Consider the following 21,801-nt stretch of genomic DNA (forward strand, 5'->3'; position numbering starts at 1 on the left):
AGATCAGACATTTTTTCACCATAATAGACTATTTATCAGACAATTATACAGTTTAAAACAAAAAGTACCGACAAAATTTCCGATTAGTAACTAAAAACTAAGATGGCATTTGCTTTGTTTAATTGCTAGCATGAACTTCAACAATTTCACTATAAAAGCCCAGGAAGCAGTTCAACAGGCTTCTGAAATAGCCCAAGGCAATCAGCAACAGGCTATTGAAACAGCACACCTGCTTAAAGGTTTGCTTACTGTTGATGAAAACGTAGTTTCATACGTTTTAAAAAAGTTAAACGTAAATCTTAATGTTTTAAACCAACATTTAGATAGTCAGATTGAGAAATTCCCTAAAGTTAGTGGAAGCAATGCCTATTTAACTTCGGGCAGCAATTCTGCTTTACAAAAAGCTCAGTCGTACCTAAAAGAATTTAAAGACGAATTTGTGTCTGTAGAGCATCTTTTGCTAGGTATTTTATCAGTTAACGATAATACGTCGAAACTTTTAAAAGATCAGGGAGTAAATGAAAAGGACCTTAAAAAAGCAATTATTGCTTTAAGAGGCGATAGTCATGTTACCGATCAAAATGCCGAAGCAACTTATAATGCCCTTAATAAATATGCGCGTAACCTTAACGAATATGCCGAATCTGGCAAATTAGACCCTGTTATTGGTCGTGATGAAGAGATTCGAAGGGTAATTCAAATCCTTTCGCGCCGTACCAAAAACAATCCTATATTGATTGGAGAGCCGGGCGTTGGTAAAACAGCCATTGCCGAAGGTATCGCTTTTAGAATCATCAAAGGTGATGTGCCTACAAACCTGAAAACGAAAACTGTTTTCTCACTTGATATGGGTGCATTAATTGCGGGTGCAAAATATAAAGGCGAATTTGAAGAGCGTTTAAAAGCAGTAGTTAAAGAGGTTACTCATAGCGATGGAGACATTATTCTATTCATCGATGAGATCCATACTTTAGTTGGTGCCGGTGGAGGCGAAGGCGCAATGGATGCTGCAAACATCCTTAAACCTGCCCTTGCTCGTGGAGAATTACGTGCAATTGGAGCTACTACGCTAGATGAATATCAAAAATATCTGGAAAAAGATAAGGCCCTTGAGCGTCGTTTCCAAAAGGTAATGATTAACGAGCCTGATACTCAGGATGCAATTTCAATTCTGCGTGGATTAAAAGAAAGATACGAAACCCACCACAAGGTGAGGATTAAAGACGAAGCCATTATTGCCGCAGTAGAAATGTCTCAGCGCTATATTGCAGATCGTTTTTTACCAGATAAGGCTATCGACTTAATGGACGAAGCTGCTTCTAAACTACGTTTGGAAATGGATAGCGTGCCTGAAGAGGTTGATGAGCTGAATCGTAAAATCATGCAACTGGAAATTGAACGTGAAGCCATTAAAAGAGAGAACGACGATAAAAAAGTTAAAGATCTTGGCGAAGAAATTGCCAATATGTCTGCCGAACGTGACGAAATAAAAGCCAAATGGCAAGGCGAAAAAGATTTGGTAGATAATATCAACAATGAACTGGAGCAGATTGAAAACTACAAACTGGAAGCAGAACAAGCGGAACGTGCGGGAGATTATGGTAAAGTAGCAGAAATTCGATACGGTAAAATAAAAGAATCGCAAGACAATGTTGAAAAGCTAAAAGTTGAACTCGAAGGTATGCAAAGCGAAAGCCGAATGCTGAAAGAAGAAGTTACTGCGGATGATATTGCCGGTGTAGTAGGCAGGTGGACCGGTATACCGGTAACCAAGCTGATCTCTAGCGAACGCGAGAAGTTATTAAACCTGGAAAACGAGTTACACAAACGTGTTGCCGGACAAGATGAGGCTATTGAAGCTATATCAGATGCTATACGTCGCTCAAGAGCGGGCTTACAGGATAAACGTAAACCAATTGGATCGTTCATATTCCTTGGTACAACAGGTGTTGGTAAAACGGAATTAGCCAAAGCATTGGCAGAGTTTCTGTTTAACGACGAGAATGCCATGACCAGAATAGATATGAGTGAATATCAGGAACGTCATGCGGTTTCTCGCTTAATTGGAGCTCCTCCGGGATATGTAGGATACGATGAAGGCGGTCAGCTAACTGAAGCTGTGCGTAGAAAACCTTATTCGGTGGTATTGCTGGATGAGATTGAGAAAGCACATCCTGATGTATTTAACATTCTGTTACAGGTGTTGGATGACGGAAGGTTAACCGACAATAAAGGTCGCGTGGTAAACTTTAAAAACACCATCATCATCATGACCTCGAATATTGGGGCACATATGATTCAGGATAACTTTAAAGATCTTAACGATAATAACCGCGATGAGATAATTGCAAAAACCAAAAACGAATTGTTTGAGGTATTGAAACAAACCATCAGACCCGAGTTTTTAAATCGTATAGATGAGCTGATAATGTTTACACCGCTTAATCGCAATGAGCTTAGAGACATTGTTACCTTGCAGTTTAAACATGTACAGGATACACTTGCGGAGATGGGAATTGAAATAGAGGCAACACCTGAAGCTTTGGATTGGCTTTCAGAATTAGGATATGATCCTCAATTTGGTGCCCGCCCGTTAAAACGTGTAATACAAAAACGTATCCTTAATGAGCTATCTAAAGAGATTCTTGCTGGCAAGATCGATAAGGATAGTAAAATCAAACTGGATATGTTTGATCACAAGTTTGTCTTTTTAAACAACAAATAAGAGTTTTTAAAAAGCGGGTGTTATCTTCTATAACACCCGCTTTTATATTTAATATTTTTCTTATATTTATTTCTTGATATCACTAAAATCCGATTGATATTAAATTGGTTCTGGTACTTCCTTAAAATCTCATTAATTAAATTTTGGGGCCGAAGGACACTCAATTTAGGACCTAAAATATAGTCGTCTCTGGCACCACCTTTAAACGCACCTTGTTCGGACCTCGTTCGACCATAGTCGAACGAGGTCCGAACAAAAGCCGTCGAAGAGCCGATGCAGACTTCGGACCCAAAAAAAATTAAAAATGAACTTCATTGTCTGCCAAAAGATAGATGCGGCAAAAATGAAATACAGAACATTCCGCCTTAATTTGTGTTATATAAGTAATACATTCCTCTACAATTATGAAAATTGCTTATATATCTTCCTATCCGCCTCGTGAATGCGGCATCGCGACTTTCAACAACAACTTACTAAAAGCCATCGGATTTAATAAAGAATCCATTTCCGGAGACAGCTTCGTTGTGGCAATGAATGATTCTGATTCATTGGATGAATATGAATACCCTAAAGAGGTAAAATACATCATAAGGCAAGAAAATCAAAAAGACTACATTCGCGCAGCGGACTACATAAACACCAGTGTTGCCGATGCCTGCATTTTAGAACACGAATACGGAATTTACGGAGGCGAAGCCGGAATCTATATTTTGCCCCTTATTGCCAGGCTTCAAAAACCTCTGATCACAATTCTTCACACCATACTAAAAGACCCCAACTACGTACAACTTACTGTTTTACGAGAAATCGCAAAACACTCTTCGAGAATTATTGTAATGAGCCATAGAGCTGTAGGATTTTTAACCAGCATTTATGGAATTCCCTTTGATAAAATCCAGTTGATTGAGCATGGTGTGCCAGATTTAGAGCCTAAACAAGAGAACCCTGTTAAAAACACATTAGCCTTCAAAGGCAAAAAAGTACTATTTACCTTTGGTTTGATCAGCAGAAACAAAGGTCTGGAAACCGTTATTGAAGCCCTTCCACAAATAGTAGCTAAAAACCCAAACGTAATGTATGTGGTTTTAGGTACCACACATCCGGGAGTTATACGAAACTCAGGAGAAGAATACAGAGATAGTCTAAGGAGATTGGCTAGAAAGCTCAATGTAGAAGACAACATTACCTTCATCAACAAATTTGTATCAGAAGAAGAGCTATTCGATTATCTGACAGCCTGCCAAATGTACATCACGCCTTATTTAAATGAGGCCCAAATTACAAGTGGAACGCTTTCTTATGCTGTTGGAGCAGGCACCGCGATATTATCAACCCCCTATTGGCATGCACAGGAGTTACTGGCAGATCATCGTGGTAGATTATTTGATTTTAAAGATGCCAATGGAATTGCTACTACAGTAAATGAGTTATTCGAAGATGAAAGCAAACTGAACCAACTAAGATCTAATGCTTATGAATATGGAATGCATTTACGTTGGCCAACTATAGGACAAGTATTTGTTGATGTACTTGAAGAAGCAGTTTCAAAATACCTTTCTGAAAAAGAAATCAGCAATAAGCCAATCATAGATCCAGATATGATGCCAGCCTTTACTCTGGCACATATACAACGCTTAACAGATGATACAGGTATTGTTCAACATGCAAAATATGGGATACCAAATCTCAAAGAGGGCTATTGTTTAGATGATAATTCAAGAGCTTTAACACTAACTATCCTTGCCTACCAGCAAAACAAGAGCAAAATTTCTTTAGATCTATTACCTATTTACTTAAGTTACATTCAATATATGCAGCTCGAGGATGGCAATTTCAGAAACTTTCTGAGCTTTAAACGGGAGTACCTAGATGAAGTTGGCACTGAAGATTCATTTGGAAGAACTGTATGGGCATTGGGTTATTTAATTAACAATGCACCTAACAACTCTTACAGGGAGTTTGGAAAAGAATTATTCCTTAAGTCAATTCCTCATTTTGGCAGCTTAAATCATTTAAGAGGAATAGCAAATACTATAATTGGTTTAACACATTTTATCCATGCCCATCCTTATGATGAGCATTTTAAAAATTTACTGGACCAGCTTGCAGAGCCTTTAAAGATGGCTTATCGCACCCACCGAGCTGAAGATTGGCATTGGTTTGAAGAAAAACTAACATACGATAATGCAATACTACCCCTTGCTTTGATGTCTCACTATGAAATCAGCAAAGATCAGGAATCAAAAGATATTGCTTTTGAGAGCCTAGAATTTCTAACTCAAAAAACATTAGCAAAAGGCTACCTAAATCCAGTTGGCAATGATGGCTGGCTATTCAAAGATGGAGAAGAAATGGCCATATACGACCAACAAGCTATTGAAACCATGGGAATGGTAATGGTGTACTTTAAAGCGTATGAAATTACACACGACTTAACCTACATTAAACAAATGTATTTAAGTTATCAGTGGTTTTTAGGCGAAAACTCGCTTCAAATCCCCTTGTATGACTATGAGACTAAAGGTTGTGGAGATGGATTACAATCACATGGCATCAATAGAAATCAGGGAGCAGAAAGTACCTTGGCTTATTGGATTTCGCATTTAATTGTACTGAAAGCCTTAGAATCAGAATACGAATTTATCCAAAGCAGCGACCTTCTGGCTGCTCAAAAACAGGATTTTAATTGAAAGTAGCAGTTCTGTCACCCGTAGCCTGGAGAACTCCACCCCGGCATTATGGGCCATGGGAACAAATGGCATCCAATTTAACTGAAGGATTGGTAAGTAAAGGTTTGGAGGTAACCTTATTCGCTACATCAGATTCCATCACGGCAGCAAAATTGGATGCTGTGGTGAAAAAAGGATACGAAGAAGATAAAACGGTTGATACCAAGGTTGTGGAATGCCTTCACATCAGCAATCTGATGGAAAAGGCGAACCAATTTGACCTGATTCATAACCATTTCGACTTTTTACCACTTACCTATTCCGGATTGATTAAAACTCCGTTAATAACCACTATCCATGGCTTTTCATCAGAAAAGATTTTATCTGTTTATCAAAAATACAACGCTACAAGCCATTATGCTTCTATAAGCAATAGTAACAGACATCCCTCCTTAAAATACCTCGCTACGGTATACAATGGAATTCAAGTTGGTAATTTCGATTTCAATGATTCACCTGAAAACTATTTGTTATTCTTTGGGCGAATACATCCCGACAAGGGTACTTCGGAAGCCATACAAATAGCACTAAAAACAAAACGCAGACTAATTATTGCTGGTATTGTACAAGATCAGAATTACTACAACGAAAGGATTAAGCCTTATTTGAATGATGAGATTAAGTTTATAGGCGCCGCCGGACCAGAGCAAAGGAATGAATTGCTGGGCAAAGCTTATGCATTATTACATCCCATTAGTTTTGACGAGCCGTTTGGTTTAAGTGTAGCCGAAGCAATGCTTTGTGGAACTCCCGTTATTGCATTTAACAAGGGAGCAATGCCTGAACTGATAAAAGACCATGAAACCGGATTTCTGGTAAAAGATATAGATGAAGCTGTTAAAGCAGTTTCATCTATATCTTCTATTGATCGCCTAACCTGCCGCAATTGGGCAATTAAGAACTTCTCTCAGGAAAAAATGGTGGCCGATTACATCAGCCTTTACCATCAAATTTTAGCGCTATAAATCTCCTCAATTTGAGTTTTTTAGTTTTTCGAGCAGGACATCTATTTTAACCCCAGCAAATGAAGAACAATAGTCGGACAGACCGTAAGGGATAATCAACTCACCATTGTGGATAATAGAACCACATGAATACAAAACATTGGGCACATATCCCTCCCGTTCATCCTTATTTGGTATAACAAGAGGTTCCTTTAGCCTACCAATTTCTATTGAGGGGTCATTTAGATCGAAAAGACTGGCACCTAAACAGTATCTGCGCATAGGGCCAACACCATGGGTTATCACCAGCCAACCTGCTTCGGTTTCAATTGGAGAACCACAGTTGCCTATCTGTATAAACTCCCAACAGAACTTGGGTTCCTGCAGTTTAACCGGATTATCCCAAACGGTGAGCCTATCAGAGTACATCAAATAATTATTAAAGCCGTCAATGCGCGACATCATTGCGTATTTCCCATTGATCTTTCGTGGGAACAGCGCAAGGTTTTTGTTCTGTGCCCCTATGCCATGTAGAGGACTAATTTTAAACTCATAAAAATCTGTTGTCTGCAATAATTTAGGCATAATCATGGCGCCATCAAACGCAGTATAAGTAGCATAATATATTACTGAACCGTCATCTCTAACAAAGCGGACAAATCTTGCATCCTCTATGCCCTTGCGTTCAAATTCAGAAATAGGAAAGATAACCCTGTCAGATATATCTGTATCTCTAGAAAAACTAATCTCATGGTAAGTATCAGATAGCCACAGCACTTTATCATACTCTAGTTTCTTTAAATCACTTTCCTCTAGGCTTTTAGAATCTAAAATAATTTTACGCAATGTTGCATAATCAAACTTTTCCTCCAATTTTAAACCAACCTCATCTAGTACTTCAAAATCTATTTTTGAATCGGCAGCCTTTTTTAGAAATAGTTTTTTGTTATAAATAGCATTTTTTACTACTTCAGCTTCATCAACATAATTGCCTACAGGTATTACAGTAATGTCGTGATTACGATCTATAAGTGCTCTCCGGAATACTACAGATGAAATATGGCCTTCACCAACTGCCCTAAAACTAATAATTACCCGTCTTTCACCTTCAACAAGATCAGATTGATCAGGATCCTCAACGATGGAAGGATTAAAAAAAGCAGCGGATTCTATAGAATATTCATGTGTGAAATAAGAACCAATTAACAGCTTATGATACTTATCCATTTCTTCATAATCAAACCCCGCTACTTCAATACAGCCCTTTACTTTTTTACAGTGCCTATTGAGAATTTTGGTAATGCTTCTGTGCCGCTTGGAATATTCTTGTAGCAAAGGAGAGATGATATCGAAAACCTCGACCGCTGTAAGCCCCATAACTTGTTTTACTACTTCTACCGCGCGCTCTTCTCCATTAAAAAAGAATCTGGCAATTACACGCTTTGGATCAGGATATACCTTAATTGGTTTTCGCTCTATTAATAATCTCATACAGTTATAACACTTAAGTAGCCACAATGATTTTAGGAAGTTATCTTTTTTACCGAAAGTGCCAATTTGACTCGGCGTATTTAAAGTATAGTGTCTAAAATTCTGCCAAAACACACACGTAATTACTGACAATTATACAATAATAGTCAAACTGACTATATATTCTCATGTTAATTAAATGACAATTAATAGTTAATTGTCACCCTAAAATAATATTGAAATGTCTCTTTAATTTTATTCCACTACTAGTTAGCGAGTTACAAAAAAATGTGATTCAAGCAAAATGAAGCAGATTGTATTTGGCACAGGTGTTGACTATATAACGGAAATGGTCAGAATATAAAAACTAGCAAACGACCAGATTATAAATTAAAAAATAAGAAAATGAAAAAATTATTATTATCATTAGTTGCAGTTTCTGCATTGGCATTCACAACTCAAGCACAAACTGAAAAAGGAAAAATTATTGTTGGTGGTAATGCAGCATTTAGCACTAGTAAATCAGATGCAGAAGGTGCTAAGTCAAACACAAGCTTCAAAATTGTACCAAGTGTTGGTTATTTTGTAAGTGATAATATTGCAGTTGGTACTGGTGTTGGTTACAGCTACGATAAACAAGTTAGTAAATTTGAAAACCAGGCATTTGTAGTTAGTCCTTTTGGTCGTTACTATGCTAATTTATCTGAGTCTTTCAAATTTTTCGGTCAGTTATCTGTACCAATGGAATTCGGAACTGCTAAAGCTGTTGACGCCGCCGGTAAAGTAGGTGACAAAGTAGGTTCTTCTACAAACATTGGTGTTGCATTATCTCCAGGTTTCGCTTTCTTCCCAACTAAAAGAATCGGTATCGAATTCGGAATTAATGGTTTAAGCTACAACAACACTCGTTATGAGAATGGTGATGGAGATAAAATCAAAGGTGCTGGTTCTGATTCATTCGATCTTGGAGCTAACTTTTTCAAACCTAATTTAGGTATCCAATTCCACTTTTAATAGACTTTACATTTGGTTAGATAAAGAGCCCTTCGCATTCGCGAGGGCTTTTTTTTTATGGCCATTTTCATAAAAACTCATGATGGTTTCCTACTTTTGACGAACTAGCTAATTAAAAAATGAAAAAAACCATATTATTTGCAATTGGATTTGGGTTTATTTTATCCGCTCAAGCACAAAATAGCGTACTAAAACCTGTAAAAGAAAATCCTGCTACTTCCATTAAAAATCAGGGCCAATCAGGTACTTGTTGGAATTACTCAACCACTTCCCTTATCGAATCAGAAGGAATACGTAAAGGCTTAGGAGAGCTGAACTTATCGGAAATGTTTACCGCGCGCAATGTGTATATAGAAAAAGCAAAAAACTATATTTTACGTCAGGGGAAAGCACAATTCGGAGAAGGTGGTCTTGGTCATGACTTAATACATTCAATATCACTGTATGGCGCAATGCCTCAGGCGTCTTTTCAGGGTCTAAGCGGTGAAATTCCTAACCACACTGGATTAGAAACTGCTTTAAAAACATATCTTGATGGTGTGCTTAAAAAACGTCCTCTTGATAGTGATTGGCTAAAAGGTTACGTCCAGATTCTTGATGAAAAAATTGGAGTTCCTCCAACTAATTTCGAATATAAAGGCAAAAGTTATACTGCAAAAACATTTGCTCAAGAGGTATTAAAGTTTGATGCTAACGATTATGTAAATATCACCTCTTTTACTCACCATCCTTATTACAGTCAGTTTGTTTTAGAGGCCCCTGATAATTTTGCAAATGGATCATTTTACAATCTTCCATTATCTGAAATGGTATCATTAACCACTACCGCAGTAAAAAATGGATATACCATTATGTGGGATGCCGATGTAAGCAACAGAAATTTCCAGCAGCAAAAAGGTTATGCGATCTTATTTGCTGATACAACTGATGCAAAACAAAAAGAGTTAAATCCTGAGGTTAAAGAAATCGCATATACACCAGAGTTACGTCAACAACTATACGAGAATTTAACCACTCAAGATGATCACCTGATGCACCTTATTGGTCTTGAACAATCGGCAAATGGAAAGGTATTCTTTAAGGTAAAAAATTCATGGGGTGATGTAGGTCCCTTTAAAGGCTACATTGAAGTATCGGAGCCTTATTTTGCAATTAATACTGTAAGTTTAGTTGTGCCAAAGGCTGCACTTTCAAAAGAATTGAAAAGCAAGTTAGGCTTACAATAAGCCTACTTTAATAGTAAAAGGGGGGTGATACTTTAAGTATCACCCCCCTTTTACTATTTCTTCTGCTCCACTTCCCTATCCATTTCCAGTATATTTACTTGATCTGATTGAGAAAAGTCACCTATCAGGTATTTATTAAAGTGATCTGCGAGTTTCCAGAAACCATACTCTGTTAAATCACCAAAAGCATGTCTCTGTCCTGGCATAATCACAAACTCGAATCTTTTGCCTGCTTTCATTAGAGCATTAGCTACCCTAATGGTATTTGCCGGATGCACATTATTATCTACATCACCTGTCATCAACAGTAAATGGCCTTTCAAATTTTTAGCTAGATCAGGGTTCTTATCTATACTATACTTAAATGTTGTATCTCCTTTAGCAGAAATAACCTCTTTTACACCGTGGTGCTTTTCACTCCACCATCTGTTGTAAATACTGTTGTCATGATTTCCGGCATTTGATACCGCAGCTTTAAAGAAATCGGGATAAACCAACATTGCCGCAGTTGACATAAAGCCACCACCTGAATGTCCGGTAATACCAACTCTGCTTGCATCAATGTAAGCATACTTATCAGCTAACTGTTCAACCGCAGCCTTTTTGTCAGCCAAACCATAATCACGCAGATTTCCGTAACCATAAGTATGGTACCACTTAGATCTGGCAGGATTACCGCCCCTATTACCTACAGTAATTACCACGTAACCAAACTGCGCTAAACGATCAGTTCTGTCCATGCTTTTACTAAAGGATTTATTTACCGCTTCTGTTTGAGGACCCGGATATACGTACTCAATAATTGGATACTTCTTATTAGGATCAAAATTAAAAGGCTTATACATTACACCATAAATATCAGTAATGCCATCATCAGCTTTTACTTTAAAAGGTTCCGGGAACTTATAACCGGTTGCCATCAATAAGGAAAGATCAGCAGTTTCCAAATCCATTACTTTTTTACCGGTATTATCCATCAATACTGATTTAGGAACGGTATTGACTCTTGAGAAGTTATTTACAAAAAACCTATTCTCATCATTCATATTTACGGCATGATCAAAATCGCCTGAGTTCAATAACTTAATTCCTGATCCATCAAAATTGACACGGTATAAGTGTAGGTAATAAGGATCTTCTTTAGCTTCTCTACCATTTGCTGTAAAATATAGCACACGGTTTTTCTCGTCAATTTTTACAATATTTTCGCAGTGAAAAGCACCCTTAGTAATTTGATTTTTCAATTTACCATTACCATCAAACAAGTAAAAGTGCGCCCATCCATCTCTTTCCGACCAATGAATAATTTCTTTTCCGTCATTTACCAACCCGGGACGGTTAATTTCTACATAAGTATTAAAACGCTCATCAATTACCGGAGTTACAACATCTGTATTGATATCTACAGTACATACATCAACTCTTTTTAAATCTCTGCTAGTACGGGATAAATAAATTTTGCTGTTATTACCTAACCATATAGATGGCCTAAATTCATTGTCACGATCTTTATTCAAAGAAGGTGCTCCCCAAACTGATACACTCTGATCTTTAAATGCAGCCGTATTCAATTTTTTAAATGATTTATCGGCGAAATTGAATAGCAATAATTCATCAATTGGGGCTTCCGGCTCACCTGGCATTTGATATTTATAGGTTTCTAATGTTGGCCTACCTCCAGTAATGTTATTTACAACCCATAGGTCTTTTACCTTACGAGAGTCTGTTCTGTCGAGCACAAAATACTTGGCGTTTGGCGACCATAACACATAAGCTCCACGTCTCTTTTTATTATTTTTCTCTTGTTCTTCGTTATTTTCACCATCTCCATCACTACCATATGAATAAAATTTAACGCCGTCTTTGGTTAACTGATGCTCAACTATAGTACTGTCTTCTTCATTTTTTACTGCCTTTTTATAGTTCTCCTTATCCATCCAGTACAAGTTATAATTGCGGCTAAATATGATAGCAGAAGAATCTGGAGCTACAGAGCCCCATGATGGCTTTGCTTTAGGTTTGGCATAATTAGGAACCTCGGTAAGCTTTGCACTTGCAATATCATAATTGAAATAGAATACTTTTTTCTGCATTGAATCAGCATCTTTTTTATCCTTACGATCCTTTTTCAATTCATCAATAGTACTTTTCACCTCAAAACTGATCTGCTTCTCATTACTTGAAAATTTAAGATTTTCCAACGGTAGATGCTGAGCATCAAATGGGTCACGAATAATTGTAGTTATTTCGGAAGCCAGTTTTGCATTATCAAAGATTTGCTTTTTGCTTTTTGCTATGGGATCTACCAAATACCATAGTTTTCCATTCGGTGTTTCGTACTCATACCAAAAGCGATTGCTCAATTTTAGCCAATGCGGATCAACAGCAGTTGAGTAAACAATCTTTTTAAGTTTGTTGGGCGAAAATCTGGAGGCCAACTGGTAATTTGCCTTAGGTGCCGCAGTGATAGTTTCTGTTATTGTAAAGGTTTTAGTTTGCGAAATAGCACTAAAACTCACACTAACAAGTAATAAAAATACAATGTAAAGTTTCTTCATTTGAACTGTTAATTAAAACGCCTAAATTATTGATTAATACTAAAGAAGGAGAAATCTTTATTTGTAATAAATATGATAGTTAATACAATAAAATAGCCGTTGATTTCATAGTTTTGCCACAAATACTTATAAATGAAACAGCATCTTCTACCCCTACTAGCTGCAGCAGCAATTTTTACGGCCAGCTGTCAGTCTAAATCTCAAACTAACACTGATAATGCAGATGTTAAAGATACTTTAGCACAAACTTCATCAATGGAAGAAGTACAAGCCGAAAAAATTGATGTAAGCAAGATTAAGGTTGCTGATGCTAAAACCATACTTGCACGTAAACAGGTTCCTATTCTATGTTATCACCAGGTTCGTAACTGGAAACCAACAGATGGCAAGGTGGGCAAAGACTATATCGTTGAAATACAAAATTTTAAAGATCAGGTTAAAATGCTTGCCGATAGCGGTTACCATTCTATACTACCTGATCAATTATATGCCTACCTGAATACAGGTGCTCCATTGCCTAGTAAGCCCATCATGTTTACCTTTGATGATACAGATATGGATCAGTTTACGATTGCTGCTCCAACCCTAAAAAAATACGGGTTTAAAGCAGTTTATTTCATCATGACAGTATCTATTGGCCGCAAAGGAAAATTTGTTGACTACATGACTAAAGAACAGATAAAACAGCTTTCTGATGAAGGAAATGTAATTGGCAGTCATACTTACGACCATAAGAATTTCAAAAAATATACTGGTAAAGATTGGGAAGAGCAGTTAGATAAGCCGACTAAAAAACTGGAGGAGATTACCGGTAAAAAAATCACTGAATTTGCGTATCCATTTGGTTTATGGAATGCTCAAGGATTCCCGGAGCTAAAAAAACGTGGATTCAGAATGGCCTTCTCTCTTGCTGATAAACGTGACCAAAATGATCCATTATTTACCGTAAGAAGAATTATTGCAAGTGGTTACTGGAGTCCTAAAACGCTACACAACAGCATTGTAAAAAGCTTCTAATACTGTTTAAAGGTAAAAGTAACCGTTCTAAAATGAAGAGAACCTTTTTAAGTTTATGTGCTGTTTTAGTGATATTAGCTTCAGGGTGCACTAATACTGGTCAAAGTAAAACCGCTTCGGCAACAGGAGATTCTAATGCTGAAAAGGATACCATAGATACTAGTAGTAGAGCTAAAAAAGAAGCCACTGCTGCAGAAGTGCTTAGCAAAAAGGAGGTACCGGTATTGTGTTATCATCAAATTAGAGATTGGAAAGCCAGTGATTCCAAGCGTGCTCATGATGACATCATTCCTCCTGCTAATTTTAAGCAACACATTAAAATGCTTGCCGACAGTGGGTATCATACCATTTTACCTGACCAGCTTTATGATTACCTAAATTATGGAGCTAAACTGCCGGAGAAACCAATCATTATTAGTTTTGATGATACGGATCTGGATCAATTTACTGTTGCAGCACCTGAACTAAAAAAATACGGTTTTCAAGGGGTATTCTTTATCATGACTGTATCTATTGGAAGGCCACGATACATGAGTAAAACTCAAATCAAGACCCTTTCAGATGAGGGCCATGTTATTGCCAGCCATACCTGGAATCATAAAAACTTTACTCAGTTTACTGATGAGGATTGGGCGATACAAATAGATAAGCCTACCAAAACACTGGAAACCATTACCGGTAAAAAAGTAGAATATTTCGCTTATCCTTATGGAGTGTGGAAGCCGGAAACTTTACATAAATTAAAGGAGCACGGATTTAAAGCGGCTTTCATCTTGTCAACCAAAAGAGACGAGACTAATCCGCTTTTCACTATCCGACGCATTATTGATCCAGGAACTTATACTGCTAAGAACCTCTACAATAGTATAAATAAGAGTTTTAAATAGTTTTAGGCTACAGCCTCTACAACAAATTTCTTGTCGTTAAAACTAAATGCATCCCCTTTCTTCTTATCCAAAAGCAATTTGCCAATTGGAGATGAAGGGGATATAGCAAATATAGCCTTGCCATCAACAGTAAGCTGACCTGCACTAACACTGATGTAAAAAGTACCGTTGTTGGTATATACAAGACTACCGTGCTTTACAATTTCAGAATCAGGATTTATCTCAATAACCTTTAGCAGTCTTAAATTCTCTTGTGCATCCATAAGAAGACGTTTGTTTCTGTCAATATCTTGCTGCATCATTTCCCTGCTGGTTTCATATTTATCACCTGCACTGCTTTTAGTATCATCGTTACTAGCTTCGCGTGCTTGTTGCAAGGCAACTTCAGCAGTCTGGATTCTTTGTTCCATAAAATTCAAACAAAGACGGTATAGCGTTTCTTTAATATCCTGCATAAATTATGATTCTATCCATTTAATCTTATCTTCTATTGGACTACGTTGTGCCTCTCTGGGTTCTTCATTATGATATCCCATGTAAAAAAGGCCAAAACATTTCTCCTGTTCCCCTAAGTTAAGATAATACTTCAGATCTGCAATCATTCCCGGAGAACTCCAGTATGCACCAACATTTAAGGCCTCAGCTGTAAGCGCCATGTTTTGAACCGCACAGGCAAGTGCTGCAAGCTCTTCCCATTCTGGTACTTTATCTGAATTTAATGCCGCGTTTAATGTAATTATACAACTTGCCTGTCCTGCTTTTTCTAGAATGCTATCATACTTCTTTTGCAAAAACTGATTAGCCGGAGTAGTTTCCTTATATAAACGTGCAAGCTCCTGGCCAAGTTTAGCCTTACCTTCATTTCTGAAAACTATAAATCGCCACGGTTGTGTTAATTTATGTGTAGGTGCATAGTTAGCACTTTCCAGAACTTGCTTTATTACTTCAACGGGTACCTCCTGCTCAGTATAACTTACAGGAAAGATGCTCCGTCTCCGTTTAATAATCCTGCTTAAAATATCTATTTCTTGTTCCATTCTTATAATCTCTACCAAATGCTATGCTAATTTTTAAAAAAGCACATAAGTCACAAAAATAGAACTTATGCCTTAGTGAAGTGTTTGCGTGATGTAATAGTTTCTGTATTAAATGGTCTTAGGGATTCTTTTTAACTGCTTCCTGATTTGCTTGGCCCGACCAAAAAAAGCAACGCTTTCAATATCTACCAAATGATCTATTGTTTCTAATAACTCATCTTTAATCCAGTCATATCTAAGCGCGAGATTTGCCAGAGTTTGCATACAATGCACTTTAGTGGCTACCAATACTTCGGTATCTACTAGCCAAGTAAATAAAACGTCAATAATAGGTTCAAAATCTATGGCTGCTACCTTTTCCTTATAAATATCATTAGCCTTCCTATCAGTTATAAGAGCAATAATTTTGGCATAATGACGCATAGCCGATGGGTTTTTCTGTTTATCGAGTAAAGACATAAGTTCCGATATGTGCTCAATAAACAAATCTGGTTTATGGGTAGTAAAATACTCTAACATCCATGCAGATCTAAAGGCAACTTCCCTTTTTTTGTGAAAACTAATAGCTAGTAAATCAACCACTTTCACATCATTACTTTCAACAATGCTGGTTAAGTTGGCCACCATCTGAAACTCCATCGAAGCACCTAGTCTTGCAATTAACTCTTCCTTGTTCACTTTTATTGTATTAAAAATCGGTTTCTGATTTTCTAATTTAGAAATTTTGAACTTCAAACTTATGTAAAACTGATAAGCATTTCCCTATATAGCTAAAAACCTTAATGATTTTATAAATAATGCCTACCTTTGCAACTTATTTTTCAGCAATATGATTTCAGTTTCTAATTTATCACTCCGTTACGGAAAACGTACTTTATTCGAAGATGTTAACCTAAAATTCACTCATGGCAACTGCTACGGTGTAATTGGTGCCAATGGAGCAGGTAAATCAACATTTCTTAAAATTCTTTCAGGCGAGGTAAATCAAACTACAGGTAGTGTAGCTTTTACTCCTGGAGAACGAATGGCAGTTTTAAAACAAAACCACTATGAGTTTGATGAATTTAGTGTAATCGAAACTGTAATGATGGGTCACAAGGAATTGTATGACATCATGAAAGAAAAAGATGCCATCTACTTAAAAGAGGATTTCTCTGATAAAGATGGTGAACGTGCAGGCGAATTGGAAAACAGATTTGCCGAAATGGATGGCTGGAACATGGAAAGCAATGCTGCTACCATGCTTAGTAACTTAGGTATTAAAGAAGAACATCACTATAAACAACTAAAAGAACTTGATGGTAACCAAAAAGTACGTGTATTATTGGCACAAGCTTTATTTGGAAATCCGGACATCTTATTATTGGATGAGCCTACCAACGATTTGGACATCGATACAATTGCCTGGTTGGAGAATTTCTTAGCTGATTATCAAAGCATCGTATTGGTGGTATCTCACGATAGGCACTTTTTAGATGCCGTTTGTACGCACATCGTCGATATCGATTTCAGCAAAATGAGCATTTACTCTGGTAACTACACTTTCTGGTACGAATCAAGTCAGCTTGCTTTAAAACAACGCAGTGATCAAAATAAAAAACTAGAGGAGAAAGTTAAAGAGCTTCAGGAGTTTATTCAGCGTTTTAGCGCCAATGCTTCTAAATCAAAACAAGCAACTTCTCGTAAAAAGGCCTTAGATAAAATTGACATTTCTGAGATTAAAGCATCAAGCAGAAAATACCCGGCTATCTTGTTTAACAACCTTGGCAGAGAGGCAGGCGATCAGATTTTACAGGTAGAAAACCTTTCATGCACTTTAAATGGCGAAGTAATGTTTAAAAACATCAACTTCATGGTTAATAAAGGTGATAAGATTGCTGTTCTTTCTCAAAACAGTCTTGCTACTACTGCATTTTACAATGTATTAACAGGTCGTGAGAAAAACTATACAGGCGAATTTAAGTTTGGTGTAACTATTAATACTGCTGATATACCTAATGACAACTCTCCGTATTTTGAAGGTAAAGACGAAAATCTAGTTGACTGGCTTCGTGAATATTCAGGTACCGATCAGGATGAGCAATTTGTAAGAAGTTTCCTTGGTAGAATGCTTTTCTCTGGAGAAGAGGTACTTAAAAATGTAAAAGTACTATCAGGAGGTGAGAAAATGCGTTGTATGTTCTCTCAAATGATGTTAAGACACGCCAACCTTTTAATGTTTGATGAGCCAACGAATCACCTTGATCTTGAATCAATCACCGCATTAAACAATGGTCTAAAAGATTTTAAAGGAACGGCTCTATTTACTTCACGAGATCATGCATTAACTGAATCTGTTGCAACCCGTATTATTGAATTGACTCCTAATGGAACAATTGATAAAATGATGACTTACGACGAGTACATTACAAGTGAAGATGTTGCAGCTTTGCGCGCTTCATTATATAAAACGAAATAGAGAAACCCTCTTATTTCATTAATAAGCAGAAAGGCCATTTTGTGATATCGTATCACAAAATGGCCTTTCTGCTTACTAGCTTTATAATCATTCCCTTATTTAGTAAAATAGTCCATCTTTTTTAACAGTTAATCCATCCAAGTTTCTAATAAAACCTCAAACTTTATACCATCCAAATGAACCCTTATGAACAGATATTTCCAAAGTCTTCAATTTATCCTTGTAGCACTTCTACTCACAACGAACAATGCCTTTGCTCAATCAAAAAAGGAGAACAAAGACCGTATTGACCTTTCGGGCACATGGTCATTTCAAACAGATTCATTTGATAAGGGAGTTTCAGAGAAATGGTACTCCCGTAAGTTAAACGAAGAGATTAAACTTCCGGGATCGATGACTACGAATGGTAAAGGAGATGAAGTTTCGACGAAAACGCCATGGGCTGGAGATATTCTGGATATGTCCTGGTTTAAGAATGACGAATATGCAAAATATCGTCAGCCAGGAAACATCAAAATCCCTTTCTGGTTGCAACCGACTAAATATTACAGAGGTGCTGCTTGGTACCAAAAGACAGTAAATGTTCCAGCTTCATGGAAAGGTAAACACATTCAGCTTTTTATTGAAAGAAGCCACTGGGAAACCACTGTATGGGTTGACGACGTGAAGATAGGTATGGAGAATAGCCTTGGAACAGGCCACTTGTTTGATATTGGCAGCAAATTAACTTCTGGAACACATCGTTTAACTATAAGAGTTGATAATCAGATAAAGGACATTAATATGGGCGACAATGCTCATAGTGTTACTGACCACACACAAACCAACTGGAATGGTATGATAGGTGAGTTAAGTATGAAAGCGCGACCTTTGGTTTTTATTTCTGATGTACAGCTTTATCCGGATATCGATAAGAAACAAGTTTTAGTAAAGCTTGAAATCAACAATACCACAGGTACCTCAAAAGAAATATCAATAGATTTGATGGCTTCTACCAATAAATCAGGTGCTGAAAAACTAAAACCTCTTACAAAAAGCCTGACTGCTAAAGAAAATATACAAGTTATAGAAATAACTTACCCGATGGGAAGTAATCCCCTATTATGGAATGAATTTCACCCTAACTTATACAATCTTAATGTAACGCTAAAACAAGCAGTATCAAAAGAAGTGGATAGCAAACAAATATCATTTGGTATGCGCGATTTTAAAGCAAAAGGCACTCAGTTAAGCATAAATAATGACCTGATTTTCTTACGCGGAACTTTGGATTGTGCTGCATTTCCTAAAACAGGTTTTCCACCCACAGATGTTACCTCATGGACGAAAATTTTAAGCCAGGTAAAGTCATATGGATTAAACCATGTTCGATTTCACTCCTGGTGCCCACCGGAAGCCGCATTTACAGCAGCAGATAAGTTAGGTATTTTTGTACAGGCAGAATGTTCTGCATGGTCAAATGGCGAAAAAGGAGCAGTAATTGGAGATGGGAAGCCGCTAGACAAATACATTTACGATGAAAGTGAGAAAATGATTAGAGCTTATGGTAATCATCCGTCATTTGTAATGATGACCTATGGAAACGAACCAGGTGGTAAGAATATGGTAAACTACTTAACTGAGTTCGTGAACTATTGGAAAGCAAAAGATAAAAGAAGGCTATACACCACGGCAGCTGGATGGCCAGTAGTAGAGGCCAGCGATTTCAACAATACTCCTGATCCAAGAATTCAAGGCTGGGGTGCCGGACTAACCAGTATCATTAACAAGGAAGCACCACGGTCAGATTACGACTGGACAAATATTATTTCTAAATGGAAACAACCTACCGTTAGTCATGAAATTGGCCAATGGTGTGTCTATCCTAATTTTAGGGAGATTAAGAAATATGATGGTATATTAAAAGCTAAAAACTTCGAAATATTTCAGGATAAGCTTAAGGAAAATGGAATGGGGAAGTTAGCAGATAGCTTTGTTCTGGCTTCAGGAAAACTTCAGGCACTGTGTTATAAAGCTGATATTGAAGCTGCACTACGCACTCCTGGTTTTGCAGGCTTCCAGCTTTTAGGACTAAATGATTTCCCCGGACAAGGTACAGCTCTAGTAGGCGTTCTTGATCCGTTCTGGGAGGCAAAAGACTATATAACTGCTACAGAATATAGTCAATTTTGTAATTCAGTAGTGCTTTTAGCCAGATTTCCAAAAATGAATTACACCAATGACGAGGAATTGGTAGTCCCATTAGAAATAGCAAATTTTGGAGACGGACCAATAAAAAAACCAGTAATAAACTGGAGTATCCAATCAGAAAATGGAAATAAACTATTCAGTGGGAGCTTCACCAGTGAAAGTATTCCTTTAGGGAACGCCATAAAACTGGGCACAATAAAACAACAGATCAAATCAATCACAAAAGCACAACGTCTGATTTTAAAAGCTAATATAGGAAGTCATGCAAACCAATGGGATATATTCGTATACCCTGCAAGTTTACCGGAATCTGCAAACAGTGTTGTGGTAACACAAACACTAGATACAAAAGCTATTGAAGCCCTTAATGAAGGCCGAAACGTATTACTTACCTTTAAAAAAGGGACAATCAAGCCTGAAATGGGTGGTAGTGTACAGATTGGATTTTCTTCTATATTCTGGAATACTGCATGGACACGCAAGCAACCACCAACTACTTTAGGTATTCTATGCAATCCTAAACACCCAGCGTTGACAAACTTCCCTGCTCAATATCACAGCAATTGGCAATGGTGGGATGCCATGACGCATTCTAATACTATCAAACTTGATGCGGTGGCCCCTCAATTAAATCCTATTGTAAGGGTTATTGATGACTGGGTTACTGCTACCCCACTTGGTTTAGTTTTTGAATGTAAGGTTGGAAATGGCAAATTGATGGTTTCTTCTATAGACTTGATTTCTGATCAGAACACACGTCCTGAGGCAAGACAATTACTTTATAGTCTCAAAAAATATATGAGCAGTTCTAATTTCAAACCATCAAACACAGTTGATTTGGTAAAGATACAAGGTCTTTATAACTAAACATTTTATAGCAATTGGCTTGAATAAGGAACTAGTTAAAATGAGTATCTTCGCGTTTTGTGAATTATGAATATGAAACTGGAAGAACAACTACGTGAAAGAAGTGAAAATAAGTGCGAATTGTGTGGCTCTCAAGAGAACCTTAGCATTTATGAAGTACCACCTCAAACTCAAAACACAGCTGAAGAATGTGTGATGACTTGTGAAAAATGTTTAGCACAAATTGAAAAAAAAGAAGTGTTAGACAGTAAACACTGGCAATGTTTAACTTCGAGTATGTGGAGTGAGGTTCCCGGGGTACAGGTAGTTAGCTGGCGTATGCTAAACAGGCTAAGACAAGAAAGCTGGGCTATTGATAACCTGGATATGATGTACCTTGATGACGATACCCTAACTTGGGCAAAAGCTACAGGTGATCATGAGAACGACTCAGCAGTTGAGTTTCATAAAGATTCTAACAACAATGTGCTTGAAAATGGAGATACTGTTGTGATTATAAAAACACTTGATGTTAAAGGCTCTAGCATAAGTGCTAAACTTGGTACCGTGGTTAAAAACATTAAATTAGTTGAGGACAATAAGGAACAAATTGAAGGCCGTGTTGAAGGCCAGCTGATTGTTATCCTTACCAAATATGTACGTAAGCAAAGTTAAATTGCTTTTGTTTAACAGGGTGTAA

The 21,801-nt window shown here is 37.2% G+C and carries 15 protein-coding genes; 10 read left to right on the forward strand and 5 right to left on the reverse strand.

Features of this window, described 5'->3' with window-relative positions:
* The first annotated feature begins 130 nt into the window (after positions 1–130).
* From clpB to J1905_RS15860, 3 genes are all read left to right on the forward strand, one after another.
* Entirely contained in the window at positions 131–2,725 is a 2,595-nt protein-coding gene (gene clpB / locus J1905_RS15850) for an ATP-dependent chaperone ClpB (protein ID WP_214228271.1), read from the forward strand.
* Between the two features lie 404 nt (positions 2,726–3,129).
* Positions 3,130–5,415 (forward strand): glycosyltransferase family 4 protein, encoded by a 2,286-nt coding sequence (locus tag J1905_RS15855; protein ID WP_214228272.1) that lies wholly within the window; start codon positions 3,130–3,132, stop codon positions 5,413–5,415.
* The gene (locus J1905_RS15860) at positions 5,412–6,419 is read left to right on the forward strand and encodes a glycosyltransferase family 4 protein (RefSeq protein WP_214228273.1); all 1,008 of its coding nucleotides are present in this window, start codon (positions 5,412–5,414) and stop codon (positions 6,417–6,419) included. The genes J1905_RS15855 and J1905_RS15860 overlap by 4 nt, the downstream gene beginning before the upstream one ends.
* Positions 6,420–6,425: 6 nt before the next feature.
* On the opposite strand, the gene J1905_RS15865 is transcribed toward J1905_RS15860, so the two are convergent.
* Entirely contained in the window at positions 6,426–7,889 is a 1,464-nt protein-coding gene (locus J1905_RS15865) for a glycoside hydrolase family 130 protein (protein WP_214228274.1), read from the reverse strand.
* A 384-nt stretch (positions 7,890–8,273) separates the two neighbouring features.
* Here J1905_RS15865 and J1905_RS15870 point away from each other — a divergent pair, with 384 nt between their 5' ends.
* Positions 8,274–8,882, forward strand: a complete 609-nt coding sequence (locus tag J1905_RS15870) for an outer membrane beta-barrel protein (RefSeq protein ID WP_214228275.1) — start codon at positions 8,274–8,276, stop codon at positions 8,880–8,882.
* A 119-nt stretch (positions 8,883–9,001) separates the two neighbouring features.
* Positions 9,002–10,108: a C1 family peptidase gene (locus J1905_RS15875; RefSeq protein ID WP_214228276.1), complete on the forward strand. Its 1,107-nt coding sequence runs from the start codon at positions 9,002–9,004 to the stop codon at positions 10,106–10,108.
* Positions 10,109–10,161: 53 nt separating this feature from the next.
* On the opposite strand, the gene J1905_RS15880 is transcribed toward J1905_RS15875, so the two are convergent.
* Positions 10,162–12,666 (reverse strand): S9 family peptidase, encoded by a 2,505-nt coding sequence (locus tag J1905_RS15880; protein WP_214228277.1) that lies wholly within the window; start codon positions 12,664–12,666, stop codon positions 10,162–10,164.
* 132 nt (positions 12,667–12,798) lie between these two features.
* Between J1905_RS15880 and J1905_RS15885 the strand changes: the two genes are divergently transcribed.
* Both J1905_RS15885 and J1905_RS15890 read left to right on the forward strand, forming a co-directional pair.
* Positions 12,799–13,683 carry a polysaccharide deacetylase family protein gene (locus J1905_RS15885; protein ID WP_214228278.1) on the forward strand — a complete coding sequence of 295 codons (885 nt, stop codon included), beginning with the start codon at positions 12,799–12,801 and terminating at the stop codon, positions 13,681–13,683.
* A 32-nt stretch (positions 13,684–13,715) separates the two neighbouring features.
* On the forward strand, positions 13,716–14,570 hold the full coding sequence (locus J1905_RS15890; RefSeq protein WP_214228279.1) for a polysaccharide deacetylase family protein: 855 nt from the start codon (positions 13,716–13,718) through the stop codon (positions 14,568–14,570).
* 2 nt (positions 14,571–14,572) lie between these two features.
* On the opposite strand, the gene J1905_RS15895 is transcribed toward J1905_RS15890, so the two are convergent.
* From J1905_RS15895 to J1905_RS15905, 3 genes are all read right to left on the reverse strand, one after another.
* Complete coding sequence (locus tag J1905_RS15895; RefSeq protein ID WP_250318119.1) at positions 14,573–14,980, reverse strand: 3-oxoacyl-ACP synthase; 408 nt, start codon at positions 14,978–14,980, stop codon at positions 14,573–14,575.
* 48 nt (positions 14,981–15,028) lie between these two features.
* Positions 15,029–15,607, reverse strand: a complete 579-nt coding sequence (locus J1905_RS15900; RefSeq protein ID WP_214228281.1) for a nitroreductase family protein — start codon at positions 15,605–15,607, stop codon at positions 15,029–15,031.
* A gap of 108 nt (positions 15,608–15,715) precedes the next feature.
* A complete protein-coding gene (locus J1905_RS15905) occupies positions 15,716–16,285 on the reverse strand; it encodes a HEAT-like fold family protein (protein WP_214228282.1) in 570 nt (189 codons plus the stop codon).
* Between the two features lie 151 nt (positions 16,286–16,436).
* Between J1905_RS15905 and J1905_RS15910 the strand changes: the two genes are divergently transcribed.
* The 3 genes from J1905_RS15910 (at position 16,437) to J1905_RS15920 (ending at position 21,776) form a co-directional block, all read left to right on the forward strand.
* Positions 16,437–18,065 carry an ABC-F family ATP-binding cassette domain-containing protein gene (locus tag J1905_RS15910; RefSeq protein WP_214228283.1) on the forward strand — a complete coding sequence of 543 codons (1,629 nt, stop codon included), beginning with the start codon at positions 16,437–16,439 and terminating at the stop codon, positions 18,063–18,065.
* Between the two features lie 186 nt (positions 18,066–18,251).
* A complete protein-coding gene (locus J1905_RS15915; protein ID WP_214228284.1) occupies positions 18,252–21,122 on the forward strand; it encodes a DUF8487 domain-containing protein in 2,871 nt (956 codons plus the stop codon).
* 72 nt (positions 21,123–21,194) lie between these two features.
* On the forward strand, positions 21,195–21,776 hold the full coding sequence (locus tag J1905_RS15920) for a PhnA domain-containing protein (RefSeq protein WP_214228285.1): 582 nt from the start codon (positions 21,195–21,197) through the stop codon (positions 21,774–21,776).
* Positions 21,777–21,801: the final 25 nt, after the last annotated feature.

Source organism: Pedobacter sp. B4-66 (genome assembly GCF_018492665.1).
In the GTDB taxonomy this organism is placed as follows: Bacteria; Bacteroidota; Bacteroidia; order Sphingobacteriales; family Sphingobacteriaceae; genus Pedobacter.